The organism is Paenibacillus sp. 3LSP, assembly GCF_032465655.1.
Lineage (GTDB): Bacteria > Bacillota > Bacilli > Paenibacillales > Paenibacillaceae > Fontibacillus > Fontibacillus barengoltzii.
In genome coordinates, this window is the sequence record NZ_JAWDJI010000083.1 from 1 (window position 1) to 14,849 (window position 14,849).

Sequence of the window (14,849 nt, forward strand, 5' to 3'; positions counted from 1 at the left end):
CGTAAATTGCGGCGCTTGCGCCGATTCAGAAGATTGCTGCTCGATGACCTGCAGCTTGGAGCAGAGTCCGGCCGAGGGGCGGACGGCGCTCCAAGCCTATGATGCGCGCGCGTGCGAATGCGCGCCGCCGGATTCAGCCGCGCTGCAACAGCGCGCGCGGCAGTGGATCCCGCAGCAGGAATCGCTGGGCGTGCTTGCCTCGGCGATGATCCACTACAAGCAGGCGAACGGGGCATGGCCTGCGAGCCTGCAAGAGCTGGCGGGGCCGTATCCCGACAACTGGATTGCCGGAACCGATTCGACGATGGAGCAGGCGTTTCAGCCGTTGCTTGTACAGTTAAAACGCAAAGGCGTTGACGGCGCTACCGGAAATGCGGATGTGCCAGAAGTGCTCGCAGAGGGGATGGCTCCGGGGCAGCGGGCTTTTTTTGCCGAACCTTATGAAATGATCGTCGATACGGACACGCACACTTTGGCAGTGGTCAGCGGGAACGTCTTGATTCGGAGTTATCCCGTTGGATTGGGCGGCTCGCAGACACCGGAGGGTACGTTTGTTATTTCTGAAAAAGTGATCAACCCGAACGGAAAGGATAACGGTGAATTTGGCAGCCGCGGCATGCAGCTATCCGATACGAACTATGCGATTCACGGAACAAATGAGCCGGACAGTATTGGAAAGGATGAGTCGCTAGGCTGCATCCGGATGGGCAAGAAGGATGTAGAGGAGCTGTTTGATCTGGTTCCGAAGGGAACGAAGGTGAGGATTGGGAAGGGGATTTTGCCGAAGCTGAAGAACGTCCCGGCGGAGCGTTTCGCCCTGGGCGATAGACAGGATCAGACTAATCCCCACCGCACTTACCATTGGCTGAACTAGCTTAGGTTACAATTAACAGGACGGTAGTCACGATGACCAGCGCGGCAACGATGGATATGGACCAGATGAGCGCTATCTTGTTGACTTCGTCCTTTTTCTTCTGGAGTGTAGGCGGCATGCGCTTGGCAGACATGATCATTTCCCCTCTCTAACCTAGTTTTAAGCGATAATAGAGGCGCTTTCCCCCTTATTGTAATGGCTTTCATGGCAAAATTCCATCACCTTGTTGTTTCTTTCACGTGGCATATAGGTTGAACTTTTCTTTTCCAGCGGAAACAGCTAAACTGATATTAGCAAAAATGCAAAGCGTAAGATCGGAGTGAACTGTACAACGTGTTGTATCGCACATTGGGAAAACCGGTATTTTTTCGGATGGATCCGGAGAATGCCCATCATCTTGTTATCAACGGATTACATACTGCTGCTGCCGTTCCTGGAATGCTGCCGCTCTTGCGCGGAATGTACGGCGTGCCGGAAGCTCCGGAGCTCGCGACGGACTTATTTGGAATTCATTTTCCTTCCCCGGTGGGGTTAGCTGCCGGTCTTGATAAAAATGCCGACGCGGTGCCTGGTTTCTCCGCCATCGGATTCGGATTTATGGAAGTGGGTACGGTCACGCCGCTGGGACAGCCCGGCAATGAACGTCCAAGGTTGTTTCGCTTGCCTTCGGACGAAGCGTTGATTAACCGGATGGGCTTTAATAATCGCGGAACGGAGGCGATGGCACAGCGTTTAAAAGCGCTGAAGCACCGCCCGATTCCGATTGCCGTCAACATCGGCAAAAATAAAATCACACCCAACGAAGAAGCCTATCGGGATTACGAGAAATGTATTTCGGATTTATATGAATACGCCGATTTCTTCGTTGTGAACATCAGTTCACCAAATACGCCGGACTTACGTAAATTGCAGCATGGCAATGAGTTAGCTTCGCTGCTAACTGCAGTAACGGATCGGATGGCGGCCGAAGCGAAGCGGCATGGTAAATCAAAAGCAGTGCTGGTTAAAATCGCGCCGGATGTAAGCTTGGATGAGCTGGAATATATGGTCGACACCATTCGCAATAGCGGCGTTTCCGGCATAATCGCCACCAATACGACGTTGTCGCGGGACGGCCTCACGCACCAGAACGCTCGGGAGACTGGAGGCTTAAGCGGAAAACCGCTGAACGCACGGTCCACAGAGATCATCTCGCGCGTGTATCGGCAAACGGAAGGTCGATTGCCGATAATCGGATCGGGCGGGATTTTCACAGCGGAAGATGCCTATGCCAAAATCCGGGCTGGCGCCAGCTTAGTCGAAATCTACACTGCGTTGATCTACGAAGGCCCGGAAATCAACCGCAAACTGCATCGCGGCTTGCGGGAGTTGCTGCGCCGGGACGGCTATCGCCATATCTCCGAGGCGGTTGGGGCGGATCTCCGATAAGCTAAGCCGGCATCGATTCAAGCCGGGGGACAGAAGACAGGAGGCATAAGGATGGACAGTAGAGATTGGGGAACATTTTTGCTTCCATATGAACAAGCGGTAGAAGAACTGAAGGTTAAATTCAAGACGATGCGCGCCGAGCTGAAGAAACGCGAAGAGTATGCGCCAATCGAATTCGTAACCGGGCGGGTCAAGAAAATCTCCAGCATTTTGGACAAGGCGAAGCGGTTAAATGTGTCCATGGACAATCTGGAGACCGGAATCGAGGATATCGCGGGCATTCGCATTATGTGTCAGTTCGTTGAGGATATCCGCCGGGTGGCGGAATATATTCGTATGCGTAAGGACTTGAAGGTTCTTTACGAAAAGGACTACATTACAAACTACAAGGAAAGCGGCTATCGCAGCTTCCATATGATCGTGGAATATCCGGTGCAAACCGCATTGGGTCAAAAGCAAGTGCTGGCCGAAATTCAGATTCGTACGCTGGCGATGAATTTTTGGGCGACGATTGAGCATTCTTTGAACTACAAGTATCGGGAAAGTCTGCCTGAAGAAATGCGGGGCCGGCTCAAAAAGGCTGCCGAAGCTGCATTCGTACTGGATAATGAAATGTCGAGCATTCGCCAGGAAATTTTGCAGGCGCAGAAGAGCTTTGAGGACGATTCTAACGTGGTTTCCTCCGTGCTTGCGTCGATTCATCAGCTTTATTTTTACCATCTGGTCAAAGAAGCCATCGAAAGCCAGGACCGGTTTAACCGGTTGTGGGAAGCGAAGGATTTTGATGGGCTGAAGCAGCTGCAGGTCGAACTGAAGGATCTGATCAAGCTGCACAAAAAAGTGGAGGAGCCCGGGGATGAGTTATGAGCCGCTGTTTGTGGCGTATCTCGTATATTTCAACCGCGACCGCGATTACTTCGAGTGCCATGAGGTGCTCGAAGAATTGTGGCTAGAGCAGGGGCATAGTCCGCTGTATAAGGGACTGCTGCAGGTTGCTGTCGGATTATTCCACGCGCGGCGCGGCAATTTGTCCGGCGGACGGAAGATGCTGCAATCCGCTTTAGAACGGTTGGCCCCCTATTCGGAACACACACTTGGCATCGACCTGGGGAAGCTGCGCCGGGACACGGAAGCGTACGTCCGGCAGCTGACAGAAGGGAGTCCTCAAGCTTTTACGTATTACGACCTCACGATTCAGGTGCTGGACCCGGAGTTGGTTCGCCTGGTGGCGGAGGCTTCTCATAACATCGCCCCGAACATTCCGCAGCGGCGCACGCCGCAGCGCGGGGAGAAGCATGCGGAACGACAGCAGAAGCTGGAACAAAGGAAAGCGCGTGAACAAGGCTGAGAGCGGCCCGTCCCCCGGTGTTGGGGAGACGGGCGTTTTTACGGTATGCCGTTTGCGCTAGGCTGCTACCAACAGGATTGAAACAAAGAATGGATGGGACAAGCATGGCGGTTCAACTACCAAAGGAATTTATAGAACGGATGCGCGGGCTGTTGGGCGAGGAAGAGTTTGCGAACTTTTACGCGTCCTATGACAGTCCTAAATTTGCAGGAATCCGGGTTAATACGCTAAAGATCGATCCGATAGACTTCAAGGCATTGGTGCCGTTTGATTTACGGCCGATCCCTTGGTGCCAGACAGGGTACTACGTCGAGGAGCAGGCAAAGCCGGGCAAACATCCGTATTATCATGCCGGGCTATATTATATTCAGGAGCCCAGTGCAATGGCGCCGGTCGAACTGCTGGATGTCACTCCCGGAGAGCGGGTGCTCGATCTTTGCGCAGCCCCTGGCGGGAAGTCAACGCAAATCGCAGCGAAGCTGTGCGGACGAGGAATGCTGGTCACCAACGACATCAACTCGGAGCGGACGAAGGCGCTCGCCAAGAACATCGAGCTGTACGGGGTTCGAAATGCCGTTGTGCTGGGGGAATCGCCGGAGCGGATCGCGCGGGCGTTTCCTTCTTTTTTCGATAAGATCCTGATCGATGCGCCTTGCTCGGGCGAGGGCATGTTCCGGAAGGATGAGGATATGGCGCGGCATTGGGAGCCCAATTGGGTTCGGAAATATGCTGACATGCAGCAGGAAATTTTGAAGTCGGCTGCGGCCATGCTGGCGCCGGGCGGGAGAATCGTCTATTCTACCTGCACGTTTGCCCCGGAAGAGAATGAAGCGACGATCGCTGAGTTTCTGCTGGAGCATCCGGAATTTCGAGTAGTGCCTTTGGGTTTAGATTATGGTATCGCACCCGGACGGCCGGAGTGGCTCACTTGGCTCGCTGAGCGCGGGGAAGGCAAGGTGTATCCGCCGGAAATCGCCGAACAAACTGCCGGCTGTGGTCGGCTTTGGCCGCATCAGGTGGAGGGCGAGGGGCATTTTCTCGCGGTGCTGGAGCGGCAAGGGGAAGAGAACCCTGAGAAGAAATTAGCTGATGAGCGTCAGGTTTCCTCGCAATGGGAAGAGAACTCTCGCGATAAACGGAATTCCCGTCACTCTCATCGATCCCGTCCCGGTGGAGGTCGTGATGCGAAGGCGGTGGACGATCGGGAGGTGCTGGAAAGCTGGCGGGCTTTTGCCCAGGAACAACTCGCCGGCGCGGAATTGCCGGGAGAACCGCTTCTCTTTGGCGGCAACGTCTATCTGTCCCCACTGACGAAAGAGCAGCTGGACGGCTTAAAAGTCGTGCGTCCCGGGTGGTACGTCGGAACTGTGAAAAACGGGCGTTTGACGCCAGGACAACCTTTGGCAACGGCACTGTCTCCGACCGAAGCGGCGCGGGTATTGGACCTCTCTTCTGCGGACGGTGAGGCGATCCGGTATCTGAAAGGTGAGACGCTGCAGGCGGACAAGGAACGGATTCGTTGCCAGGAAGGCGCCAGCCCCAAAGGCTATGTACTGGTCACGGTTGACGGTTATTCGCTGGGCTGGGGCAAATGGCAGGACGGATTGCTGAAGAATGAATATCCCGCCGGGTGGAGGTGGACATAAAATGAGTAAAGGCAAGAAGACGCAGCGCTTGGACAAAATATTAGGCCATCTGGGTTACGGCACCCGGTCGGAGATTAAAAAATACGTTAAACAAGGCCGGGTCACAATCAACGGTGCGGTTGTCAAGGACAGCGGCATGCAATGTGACCCGGAGGTTGATGTTGTGGAGCTGGATGGCGAGCAGATTTTTTACCGCGAATTCGTCTATTTGATGTTACATAAGCCGCCTGGTGTGATCTCAGCCACAGAGGATATGAGAGAGAAAACCGTCATTGATTTGTTGCCGGTGGATTTTCAAGTGTTCTCCCCGTTTCCTGTCGGTCGGTTGGACAAGGATACAGAGGGTCTGCTGCTGTTGACCAACGATGGTCAGCTGGCACACGATCTTCTATCTCCGCGCAAGCATGTGCCGAAAACGTACGAAGCCGTGGTTCTCGGCCATGTGGGTGATCCGGAAGCCGCCTGCTTCCGGGAAGGCGTCGAGCTCGACGACGGTTATGTCACCTTGCCCGCTGAGCTGAAGGTGCTGGAGCATCGTTTAGATACCGACGGAACTCCTATCTCACGCATCCAGCTGACGATCTCGGAGGGGAAGTTCCATCAGGTGAAGCGGATGTTCGAAGCCGTTGGCTCGAGGGTGACCTACCTGAAGCGCATATCGATGGGCCCGCTCGTTCTTGACGAGACCCTGCCGCTGGGCGCTTTCCGCGAGCTGACCGAGTCCGAGCTGGAATCGCTGCGAACTTACAAAAACCCTGCAGCCCCTAAAAAGCAGCCTACAACGTAAAAGCACAATAGTAAGCGAATCCCGCAGGGAGAGCGTCGGGTTTGCAGGAAAGAGATAAAGAAGCACGCAGTAGCACCAACAAACCAGCGGTTTGCACAACAGTAAGCGAATCCCGAAGGGAGAGCGGTGGGTTTGCAGGAAAGAAATAAAGAAGCACACAGTGGCATCAACAAACCAGCGGTTTGCGCAACAGTAAGCGAATCCCAAAGGGACAGCGGTTTGTTTGCACGGCGTAGAAGGATAAAAAGCCCCGCGTCGCAGTTTTCGTACCAGCAGGAGCGCCTCAAGTAGAGCGTGCCCGCAGGGCGACAAGCGGCTTAGCGCAGAGAAGTCTGCCCGGGTGCGCCGACAGAAGCAGATTTGAGCAGCGCGGTTTACCAGGGAACCCGGGAGCGCCCAAAGTAAGACGTACCCGAAGGGGGAAAAGCGTTCCACGAGCCAACCCAAGCGATTCCCCAAAGGGAAGAACGTGCAGGAGCGCCTCTGTGCCTCCTACGTTCCTCCCCTTTGCGGGAGACCAGAGGGCAGCAGGCCCTCGGGCCCCCTCCCTTACGGTAAGGGAGGGATGGGGAGGGTTGAGACAGAGAGACAGAAAGGAGACCACACCATACATGAAATATAAACTGATTGCTTTGGATGTTGACGGCACGCTGCTGACGGACGACCACGTCCTGACGCCAGGAACGATCGAGACGATCCGCGCCATCGCGGAACAAGGTGCAGAGTTTGTGTTGTGCACCGGCCGGGCTCCTCGGAGCTCGATCCCATATATGCGTGAGATTGGCTTGGGCGGCTACGTCATTTGCCATAACGGTGCAGCTACGGTGGATGTGCGGACCGAGGAGGTTATCCATGAATTTGCGATGAATCCGCACGGGCTGGAGCCGTACATGGAGTATTGCCGCAAACACAACATTCATTTTGACGTGAATACCACTTTTACGTTGTATGTGGAAAATCTGGCCGGGCTGACCCAAGAAACGCTGGACGTGTACCACCAGTTTTTTATGGAACCGGAGGATATGCCAGCCTGGGCAGATTTCACCCAACCGATCGTGAAGTTCACCGCAGCCGGCGGGATGGAGGAGCTGGATCGGGTGTATGCTGACTGGAGTCAGTGGACGCAGGAGTTTAATATGCTGCGCAGCGGCGATTTCTTCATCGACTTGATGCATAAAGACGCCTCGAAAGGAGCGGCCCTGCAGAAGCTGGCGGAAAAACGCGGAATCCCGGCGGAAAACGTGATGGCGATCGGGAATTATTATAACGATATCACGATGCTCACCTATGCCGGACTGGGCGTAGCGATGGACAATTCGCCGCTCGACGTAAAAGCTGCCGCCGATGCCGTCACGGCCTCGAATAACGAGGAAGGCGTGAAGCGGGCGTTGGAGAAATATTGCCTGGAAGCCTAACAGCGTGAACATAGATCAAGCCGAGCCCGGAACCGGGTTCGGCTTTTTTGGTGTCTCTAAGTGGTCAGTCCAAGGACATTTGCGGCGGCGGCTCGGTTTCTTTCAAGGGATGGGCCTTGCGGCGGTGCAGCAGCCAGACTATGGCAACGGAGAAGCCCAGCAAGGTGAGGAGCGTTCCCCCGGCGAACCCCAAGGTTCTAGGCGCTACGGCTTCCAGCAGGAAACCGGAAGCGAGCATGGCGACGCCCATCACGGTATTTTGCAGGGTGGCTAAGCCGCCGAAGAACCGCCCCTGCCATTCACCGGGAATCAGTTGCATCAATACCGTCTCGTTGCAGGCGTTGCCCACGCTGGTGATGACCGCCGATAAGGCCAGCAGCCCAACCAGCAGGAGAAAAGACGGCGATTGGCTGCTGATCACTTGAGAGATTCCTTCCAGTCCAAGGGTGAGGACCGCGGCGGTCCGCATATGACGGGCCATCTTGCCGGCGAGTCCAGAGCCGATCAGCATCCCGGCACCCAGCGCCCCATACAGCAGCCCAATGCCGACGTCTCCCATGTGAAACACTTCAGAGGCGTATACGCTGATCAGCACGTTAAAGATCCCGTCCCCGATCGGCCAAATGGCAAAGACAATCAGCATGATTTGCAAAAAGAAAGTCTGACGTACCAGCCGGCGAAATGTGGTGGATGAGGGCATCGCGGGCTGCGAGCTTGACTTAGCCGCTTCTGCGTCGATCGCGTCTGCTCCGGCTGCGGGCTGGGCTGCCGGATTCAAGCGAAGAAGCAGCAGGCCGGAGACGAGGAAGGACAGGGCGTTCAACACAAAAGACACCTGGCTGCCAACTGCCGCAGCAACGATGCCGCCCGTGACAGAACCGCCGATGAGTACAAATCCCGTCATCGCTTGCTCCAGGCTGTTTACCGCCAGCAGGTTCTCCCGACGGACGAGTCGGGGAATGAGCGACATGCGGGCCGGGGCATAGATCGCTTCGCCCGCGGACAAGGCAAATGAGCTGACATAGATGATCCAGACGTCTCCGGCATCGTGAACGAGAAGCGGTGTTAATGCAAAGAAGATCCGGACGGCGTCGGTGAAGAGCATGATCGTTTTTTTGGTAAAACGGTCGGCAAGCCACCCGCCAATCGGTCCAAAGACAAGGTAGGGAACGAGGCGAATCGCAAAGGTGATGCCGACGGCCAGACCTGAGCCGGTCAACGATAGCAGCAAACCGAGGACAGCCACCTGGCTGAAGCGGTCGCCGATGCCGTTCACCAGACCAGCCGCAAACAGGCGGCGGTAGGAAGGTTCCTGGCGCAGGATTCGTAAAGATTTCATGGGATGAGGCCAACTCCTTTTATACATCTGTCTAATTAAATGATTATCGAATTGCATTCGCGAAAAAAAGGCAATAAGGCGAAAAGGCACGGCCAGCCTTATTGCACGGCGAGATATTCCTGAACCGCTGTAGTTGCAATCAGGATGGGCTCTTGTCCCAGAGCTCCGGCGGGTTCAACTCGTAAATATCATTTTCGCGGTACATGAAATGGTTCATGATAAACTCCCGGCGTATCGTCGCATAATCCTCGTGGTATTGCCGAATATACTCGTTGATTTCTTTTTCCGTATATTTGCGGTGCGGCTCCAGGCCTTTGACGAGACGTTCGAGCACAATCAGCTTCTTCTTGCGTTGGGCTGGCAAGTGCTTAAGGGTGCCGTCTCTGTTAAAGAAGTTGTCCTGGATCGCGGCTTTGCGTGCCGCCGCTTCTTGCTTGTCCTCGGCCGCAGAACTCGCCTTGCCGACTTTTAGAATCGCTTGAGCTTGTTGGGTGAGGCTTTTTTCGTTCAAATAAAAATAAATCGTATTCTTGTCGCGGCGTTCGTACACCAAATCCGCCTCCCTTAACTTGGTCATATGGTGGGTAATCGTCGGCGGCGTGACGCCAAGCTTTCCGGCCAGTGCCAGACCGTGTAACGGGCCGTTTTGAAGCAAGGCGATAATCCGGATCCGGGTCACATCGCCAACAGCTTTATGAAAATGAACTAATCGGTCGAGCTGCATCCTCATCCCTCGCTAATTCGATAATCGTTTAATTAGATGAGTGTATTATTTCACCCTCAGCGGTTTCTTGTCAAGGGATAAAAAAAAGAGGTTGGAATCCAGGCCGGATTCCAACCTCTTTACAGGCTCGTTGCTGCATTACACCAGAAGCGAACGGGAAACGATCACGAGCAAGATGAACAGTACCAAAATTGCTGCCGTTGAAGTGAAGCCCCCTCCATGGATTCCACTCATTGTTATTCCTCCCTTACGTCAGGATGGTTTCCCGTTTTTAAAACGAGATAGTGCATTGTATGCAGCCAAGGAGGTATACGTTTGGACATCCGGCAGGAGTGACCTGCAAATAGGCGCCTTTGAAACTTTAATGACGCAATCCTTTGGGCAGGTGATTTTTCAGCTGTCCGCCGCTGGCTTTGCCCCAGCCCAGCGGATATTGGTCGTCGCCGCAGGCGACGGTCACGAGGTGCCAGCCGCGTAAGGAGGCCGGCACCTCAAGCGTCTCGCCGCGCAGATAGGCGGCGACGAGCGGCGATTCCGCGTCGAGCGTCCACAGACGCGGGGCGGCTTCGTTTGCGCTGAGCGCCATCGCCAGCGCATGGGCGGGCTCAAACCGGCCTTTGCGGACGTCGCCGAGGTGCAGCCCGGCGCGCGGGACTTTTAGGCCGGTTAAATGTTCCGGCGTCAGCGCCAAGCCGCCGCTGGCCGGAAGCAGATACAGCGCCTCGCCGAACAGAAGCGGGGTGCCTCCGGCGGGAGGCGCGAAGGCAGGCAGCTCGTCCGCCGCCCAAGCGCGAAAGCTGTCCCAGGCTGTTGCGGCGCTGCGCTCGGACGGACCGGAGCGGGCGCCGCGCTTGCGGTTGCGCTCACGTCCGCCGCGGCGAACGGCGTCCGCCCCCTCCCGATTGGCGATAGCAGCGGAGATCGCAGGGGTTTTCTCGTCATGATCCCGTTCGATCAGGGCGACGTAATGGCCTTCTCCTTGTTCGCGGTGCGGCCAAATCCGCTTCTCGGCGATCAGGCGCAGGAACGGGTACTCCGCCAACAGACGGGTGATAGTGTCCTCGTTCTCGCGGCGGTTAAACGTACAGGTCGAGTAGGCAAGCCGCCCTCCGGGCTTCAGCATCGCGACCGCGTCCTGCAGGATGTCCCATTGCCGGGCAGCACACAGCTCCACAGCCTCCGGCGACCATTCGCTGATCGCGTCGGGATCCTTGCGGAACATCCCCTCGCCGGAGCAAGGGGCATCCAGCATGATGCGGTCAAACGCCAGCGGGAAGCGGGCGGAGAGCGCAGGCGGTGGCGCCTGCGTCACGACGGCGTTCCGAATGCCGAGACGCTCCACGTTTTCCGCTAGAATGCGTGCGCGCTGCGGGTGAATTTCGTTGCTGATCAGCAGACCTTGGCCGGCCATTTTGGCAGCGATTTGGGTTGTCTTGCCGCCGGGGGCAGCCGCTAAATCCAGTACCGTCTGACCGGGCTGCGGGTCAAGCAGCTCCACGGCGGACATCGCGGAGGGCTCCTGAATATAATAGAGACCGGCAGCATGGTAGGGGTGTTTCCCCGGCCGGGTGGATTCCTCGTAATAATAGCCCGTCCCGCACCAAGGTACCGGACGCAAGGCGAACAGCTCCGCGAGCTTGTCAGCCGCCGGGGAGGACGGAGGTATTTTTAACGTATTAAATCTAAGTCCATAGGTGCGAGGCGCATCATAGCTTGCTAGGAACGCCTCGGTCTCGGCCGGGCCGAGCAGGGCCGTTACCGCTTCAACGTATGCGGTTGGCAGGGATGGATTGCTCATCGTTGTTGCTCCTTCCACAATCTAAAAAAGGCCGTCAGAGGCCGGAACATCTATACTTCAGCAGTTTATCATATCCCTTTTTATTCACAAAAGAGGCAGTTGATCCAGCAGTGATTTTTTAATGACTCGTAAAAAAGGGGAATGGATGTTCCTTCCTGCCTATGGCATAATGGAAAAAGAAGCGGATTTAAACGCAAAAAACGTACGACATGCAAAGGAGAAGCACAATGAAACTGCTGCAGGCTTTATTTTTCCCGCCGGAACAGCCCGGTGGCGTATCGTCGATGATTCCGTACCTGCAAGATCGGTTTAATCCTCCACATTGGGAGATGGAGTTGTTTTCACTGCCCAAACGGATCCGTTCGAAGGGGAGCGATCCCGTTATTTTCCATACCTTTGATTGGCAGCAATACGGGGACAGCCCGATCGTCCAAAAATACGTGCAAACCTATCGCGACTATTTGTGGTGGACCAAGCTGCGATTGAAACAGCCGTACGATTTGATTCATGCCCATCACCCGATCGCAGGGCTGGCGATGAAGGAAGTGTTCCCGCAGACGCCGGTGATCCAAAGCATTCACTCGAGTTATGAAAAAGAATTGATTCTCAACGGTCGCATCCGAGAGAACGGGCCGGAGCACCGGTTTCTTACGTCGCTGTACCGCGAGCTGGAGCATCGCACCGATCGGTTGCTCACCGTATCGAAATCTTTTGCCGAGTATTTGGCGCCGTATGTGGACGATCCTGCGGCTATCGGCGTGATCCCGAACGGGTTTGATGAGAAGCGGTTTAAACCGGTCCCTCATGAAAATGAAGTCGCTCAGCTCGTCGCCGTCTGCCGCCTCGTGCCGGCCAAAGGGCTGGACACGTTGCTGCATGCGTGCGCCGAACTGAAGAAGCGCGGCCATAACTATGTGCTGCACATTATTGGCGACGGTCCCATCCGTCAGGAGTTGGAGCAGCTGGCGCAACGATTGGGCATTTATGATGATACGATTTTTTACGGGTATACGCTGCATCCGGAAGAATTTATGCCGTTCTTTGATATTTTCGTATTGCCTTCCCGGGCGGAGGCCTTTGGCAATGTGTTCGCTGAGGCTGCGCTGTGCAGTCTGGCGCTCGTTGGAACGCGGATCGGCGGGATTGCTGAGCAAATTGAGGATGGCGTGAACGGTCTGCTGGTGCCTCCGGAAGATCCGAAGGCGTTGGCTGAAGCGCTGGAGAAAGTGATCGTGGATCCGGATTACCGTTATCAGCTGGCCCGCAGCGGATCGGAGAAGGCGAAAACCCATTATTCGCTGAATCGGGTGGTCCACGAGCTGAAGAAGCTGTACCTGCAATTCAAATAGGAAAGAGTTGTTGTGCGGATGAAAGCCTTTCGTTTTCTACACGCAGCCGATTTGCACCTGGATACCCCTTTTTCGGGGATGTCCGGGGTGCCGGATCGGCTGCGCGAGTTATTGCGGGAATCAACCTTCACTGCGTTCGAGCGAATGATTCGGCTTGCGATCGAGGAAGCCGTTGATTTCGTGGTGATCAGCGGCGATATTTACGACGCATCGGACTCTTCGCTGCGCGCGCAGCTGCGTCTGCGCGAGGGCTGGGACAAGCTGGGAGAGCACGGTATTCCGGTGTATCTGATTCGGGGCAACCATGACCCCTTGTCCGGCCGGAGGCTCAGGTTGGCCTTGCCTGATCATGTGACGGAGTTTGGCCCCAAAGTGGAAAGTGTGACCGCCGTACGGCGCAGCGATGGGGAGCCGGTGGCGGTGCTGACCGGGGCTTCTTATCCAACTCCGGCGGTGCATGAGAACTTGGCGATTCAATATCAGCGCGAGCCAGGCTCGGACCTCTACCACATCGGGCTGCTGCACGGCAACGTGGACGGCCAGGAGGGGCATGACGCATACGCCCCGTGCTCGCTTCGCGATTTGCAGGCCTCGGGATACGATTATTGGGCGCTGGGTCATATCCATAAGCGGCAGACTCTCTGCGATTCACCGTGGGTGGTGTATCCCGGCAACATCCAAGGGCGCAGCTTAAAGGAATCCGGACCGAAGGGCTGCTATTTGGTGGAGGTTGCGGAGAACGGTGAAGCGGAGTTGTCGTTTCGGCGACTCGATCAGGTGTTGTGGCTGGAGAGCCGCTTGTCCATCGACGGGCTGGCAACGGAAGAAGCTTTGAAGCTGAGCCTCGAGGAGCAACTGGACGAGCTGCGGGAGGCCGAGCCGGATCGGATGACGGTCGTTCGGTTGACTTTGACCGGGCGCGGGCCGCTGCACGGGATGCTCCAATCGGGGCCGGAAGCGGCAGAGCTGCTGCAGGAGCTGCGGCGTAAAGAACTGGGACGCTTTGAGGCCGAGGCTGTGGAAGCAAGGCAGGGCGAAGGCATCGTATGGCCGGCCGGCTTCAAGCTGGAAACTGGGGTGGAGCTGGACCGTGAGGGGCTAGTTGCGGAGGACAGCTTCCTCGGTGAGCTGTTCCGGTTAGGAGAACGCACAGCCGCTGAACCTGAACGGGTGGAGGAGTTGGTTGACACCGCGCTGGCACAGGCGGCAGAGAACCGGCAACTGCGACGGATCTTGCAGGAACTGAACCCGGAAGCCAAGCGGGAGCTGGTTCGCCGGGCGGAGGAGTTGGCCGCGGCCTTGCTGATTGATGACACGCCGACGTCGCGGGAAGGGAGAGGCGTCTCATGAAGCTGGAACGGATGCAGATCAGCGGCTTTGGCCGCCTGAATGGGCTGGACGTGGAGCTTCCGGGGCAAGTAACGGTGCTGTACGGTCCCAATGAAGCAGGCAAAAGCACGCTGCTGGGCTTTGTCCGGGCGATGCTGTTTGGCATCCCTACCCGGGCGGCTGCGGCTGAACGGTATGAGCCGCTGCGGGGCGGTGCGCACGGCGGGGTGCTGACAATCTTGGGCGATGACGGAACGCGCTGGATGATCGAGCGGTATGCGCAGCCGCCGGAGGGACGAAATTTGCCGGGCACCCGCAGCGACCGGCTGCGGATCACGCGCAGCGATGAACAAGGCGGCGTGCGGGAGGCATCGCAAGAGGAAATGCAGCGGGAGCTGCTCGGCGGCATGTCCAAGGCGATGTTCAAGCAGCTGTTCGCCGTGTCGCTGACGGAACTGCAACAAGTGGGCGCCTTGCAGTCGGAGGAGCTGAGCCGCTACCTGTTCCACGCCGGGATCGGCGGCGGAGCAGCGGTGCTGCGCGGGGAGAAGCGCTTGGTCCAGGACATGGACAAGCTATATCGGCCGCGCGGGCGCACGCAGGAAATCGCTCAGCTCCTCCAGGCGGTGGAGCGGCTCGAGCGCGAGGCCGAGGCGGCCAAATCGCTGCTGCCGCGTTACAACGACGTGCTGGAGGAGCTGGAGCGGCTGGCCGCGCAGCTGGCGGAAGCCGAGGCGGCCCGCGCCGCGCGCAGCCGGGAGACGGCCCGGCTGCAGCGAGCGGTAGGCAGCCGGGCCGATTGGCTGCAGCGA

15 protein-coding genes are annotated in these 14,849 nt (G+C 56.8%); 10 read left to right on the forward strand and 5 right to left on the reverse strand.

Going from position 1 to position 14,849, the window contains the following annotated elements; all coding sequences use genetic code 11:
* On the forward strand, positions 1 to 874 hold an 874-nt coding region (locus tag RW092_RS06360), incomplete at its 5' end, for a L,D-transpeptidase (protein WP_316009800.1).
* Position 875: 1 nt separating this feature from the next.
* On the opposite strand, the gene RW092_RS06365 is transcribed toward RW092_RS06360, so the two are convergent.
* Complete coding sequence (locus RW092_RS06365) at positions 876 to 1,007, reverse strand: hypothetical protein (RefSeq protein WP_316009801.1); 132 nt, start codon at positions 1,005 to 1,007, stop codon at positions 876 to 878.
* 200 nt (positions 1,008 to 1,207) lie between these two features.
* On the opposite strand from RW092_RS06365, the gene RW092_RS06370 reads away from it, so the two are divergent.
* From RW092_RS06370 to RW092_RS06395, 6 genes are all read left to right on the forward strand, one after another.
* Entirely contained in the window at positions 1,208 to 2,302 is a 1,095-nt protein-coding gene (locus RW092_RS06370) for a quinone-dependent dihydroorotate dehydrogenase (RefSeq protein WP_316009802.1), read from the forward strand.
* A 51-nt stretch (positions 2,303 to 2,353) separates the two neighbouring features.
* A complete protein-coding gene (gene yjbM, locus RW092_RS06375; protein WP_009222805.1) occupies positions 2,354 to 3,169 on the forward strand; it encodes a GTP diphosphokinase in 816 nt (271 codons plus the stop codon).
* Positions 3,159 to 3,650 carry a DUF309 domain-containing protein gene (locus RW092_RS06380; RefSeq protein ID WP_316009803.1) on the forward strand — a complete coding sequence of 164 codons (492 nt, stop codon included), beginning with the start codon at positions 3,159 to 3,161 and terminating at the stop codon, positions 3,648 to 3,650. The genes yjbM and RW092_RS06380 overlap by 11 nt, the downstream gene beginning before the upstream one ends.
* Before the next feature lie 104 nt (positions 3,651 to 3,754).
* On the forward strand, positions 3,755 to 5,296 hold the full coding sequence (locus tag RW092_RS06385; RefSeq protein WP_316009804.1) for an RsmB/NOP family class I SAM-dependent RNA methyltransferase: 1,542 nt from the start codon (positions 3,755 to 3,757) through the stop codon (positions 5,294 to 5,296).
* A gap of 1 nt (position 5,297) precedes the next feature.
* The gene (locus tag RW092_RS06390) at positions 5,298 to 6,083 is read left to right on the forward strand and encodes a pseudouridine synthase (RefSeq protein ID WP_316009805.1); all 786 of its coding nucleotides are present in this window, start codon (positions 5,298 to 5,300) and stop codon (positions 6,081 to 6,083) included.
* 611 nt (positions 6,084 to 6,694) lie between these two features.
* A complete protein-coding gene (locus tag RW092_RS06395) occupies positions 6,695 to 7,498 on the forward strand; it encodes a Cof-type HAD-IIB family hydrolase (protein ID WP_016312722.1) in 804 nt (267 codons plus the stop codon).
* A gap of 64 nt (positions 7,499 to 7,562) precedes the next feature.
* On the opposite strand, the gene RW092_RS06400 is transcribed toward RW092_RS06395, so the two are convergent.
* From RW092_RS06400 to RW092_RS06415, 4 genes are all read right to left on the reverse strand, one after another.
* On the reverse strand, positions 7,563 to 8,837 hold the full coding sequence (locus RW092_RS06400; protein WP_316009806.1) for an MFS transporter: 1,275 nt from the start codon (positions 8,835 to 8,837) through the stop codon (positions 7,563 to 7,565).
* 139 nt (positions 8,838 to 8,976) lie between these two features.
* Complete coding sequence (locus tag RW092_RS06405) at positions 8,977 to 9,561, reverse strand: DUF2087 domain-containing protein (RefSeq protein ID WP_316009807.1); 585 nt, start codon at positions 9,559 to 9,561, stop codon at positions 8,977 to 8,979.
* Between the two features lie 138 nt (positions 9,562 to 9,699).
* Positions 9,700 to 9,795 (reverse strand): hypothetical protein, encoded by a 96-nt coding sequence (locus tag RW092_RS06410; RefSeq protein WP_009222812.1) that lies wholly within the window; start codon positions 9,793 to 9,795, stop codon positions 9,700 to 9,702.
* Positions 9,796 to 9,922: 127 nt separating this feature from the next.
* Positions 9,923 to 11,359, reverse strand: a complete 1,437-nt coding sequence (locus RW092_RS06415; protein WP_028538034.1) for an RsmB/NOP family class I SAM-dependent RNA methyltransferase — start codon at positions 11,357 to 11,359, stop codon at positions 9,923 to 9,925.
* A gap of 227 nt (positions 11,360 to 11,586) precedes the next feature.
* Between RW092_RS06415 and RW092_RS06420 the strand changes: the two genes are divergently transcribed.
* From RW092_RS06420 to RW092_RS06430, 3 genes are all read left to right on the forward strand, one after another.
* Positions 11,587 to 12,708, forward strand: a complete 1,122-nt coding sequence (locus tag RW092_RS06420) for a glycosyltransferase family 4 protein (protein ID WP_016312719.1) — start codon at positions 11,587 to 11,589, stop codon at positions 12,706 to 12,708.
* 18 nt (positions 12,709 to 12,726) lie between these two features.
* Entirely contained in the window at positions 12,727 to 14,058 is a 1,332-nt protein-coding gene (locus RW092_RS06425; RefSeq protein ID WP_316009808.1) for a metallophosphoesterase family protein, read from the forward strand.
* Positions 14,055 to 14,849: AAA family ATPase (locus tag RW092_RS06430; RefSeq protein ID WP_316009809.1), on the forward strand; the 795-nt coding region annotated here is incomplete at its 3' end. The genes RW092_RS06425 and RW092_RS06430, both read left to right, overlap by 4 nt.

Coding starts and splice junctions, on each gene's coding strand:
- RW092_RS06365 (WP_316009801.1), bottom strand. CDS start 1,007: ATGTCTGCCAAGCGCATGCCGCCTACACTCCAGAAGAAAAAGGACGAA.
- yjbM (WP_009222805.1), top strand. CDS start 2,354: ATGGACAGTAGAGATTGGGGAACATTTTTGCTTCCATATGAACAAGCG.
- RW092_RS06380 (WP_316009803.1), top strand. CDS start 3,159: ATGAGTTATGAGCCGCTGTTTGTGGCGTATCTCGTATATTTCAACCGC.
- RW092_RS06385 (WP_316009804.1), top strand. CDS start 3,755: ATGGCGGTTCAACTACCAAAGGAATTTATAGAACGGATGCGCGGGCTG.
- RW092_RS06390 (WP_316009805.1), top strand. CDS start 5,298: ATGAGTAAAGGCAAGAAGACGCAGCGCTTGGACAAAATATTAGGCCAT.
- RW092_RS06395 (WP_016312722.1), top strand. CDS start 6,695: ATGAAATATAAACTGATTGCTTTGGATGTTGACGGCACGCTGCTGACG.
- RW092_RS06400 (WP_316009806.1), bottom strand. CDS start 8,837: ATGAAATCTTTACGAATCCTGCGCCAGGAACCTTCCTACCGCCGCCTG.
- RW092_RS06405 (WP_316009807.1), bottom strand. CDS start 9,561: ATGCAGCTCGACCGATTAGTTCATTTTCATAAAGCTGTTGGCGATGTG.
- RW092_RS06410 (WP_009222812.1), bottom strand. CDS start 9,795: ATGAGTGGAATCCATGGAGGGGGCTTCACTTCAACGGCAGCAATTTTG.
- RW092_RS06415 (WP_028538034.1), bottom strand. CDS start 11,359: ATGAGCAATCCATCCCTGCCAACCGCATACGTTGAAGCGGTAACGGCC.
- RW092_RS06420 (WP_016312719.1), top strand. CDS start 11,587: ATGAAACTGCTGCAGGCTTTATTTTTCCCGCCGGAACAGCCCGGTGGC.
- RW092_RS06425 (WP_316009808.1), top strand. CDS start 12,727: ATGAAAGCCTTTCGTTTTCTACACGCAGCCGATTTGCACCTGGATACC.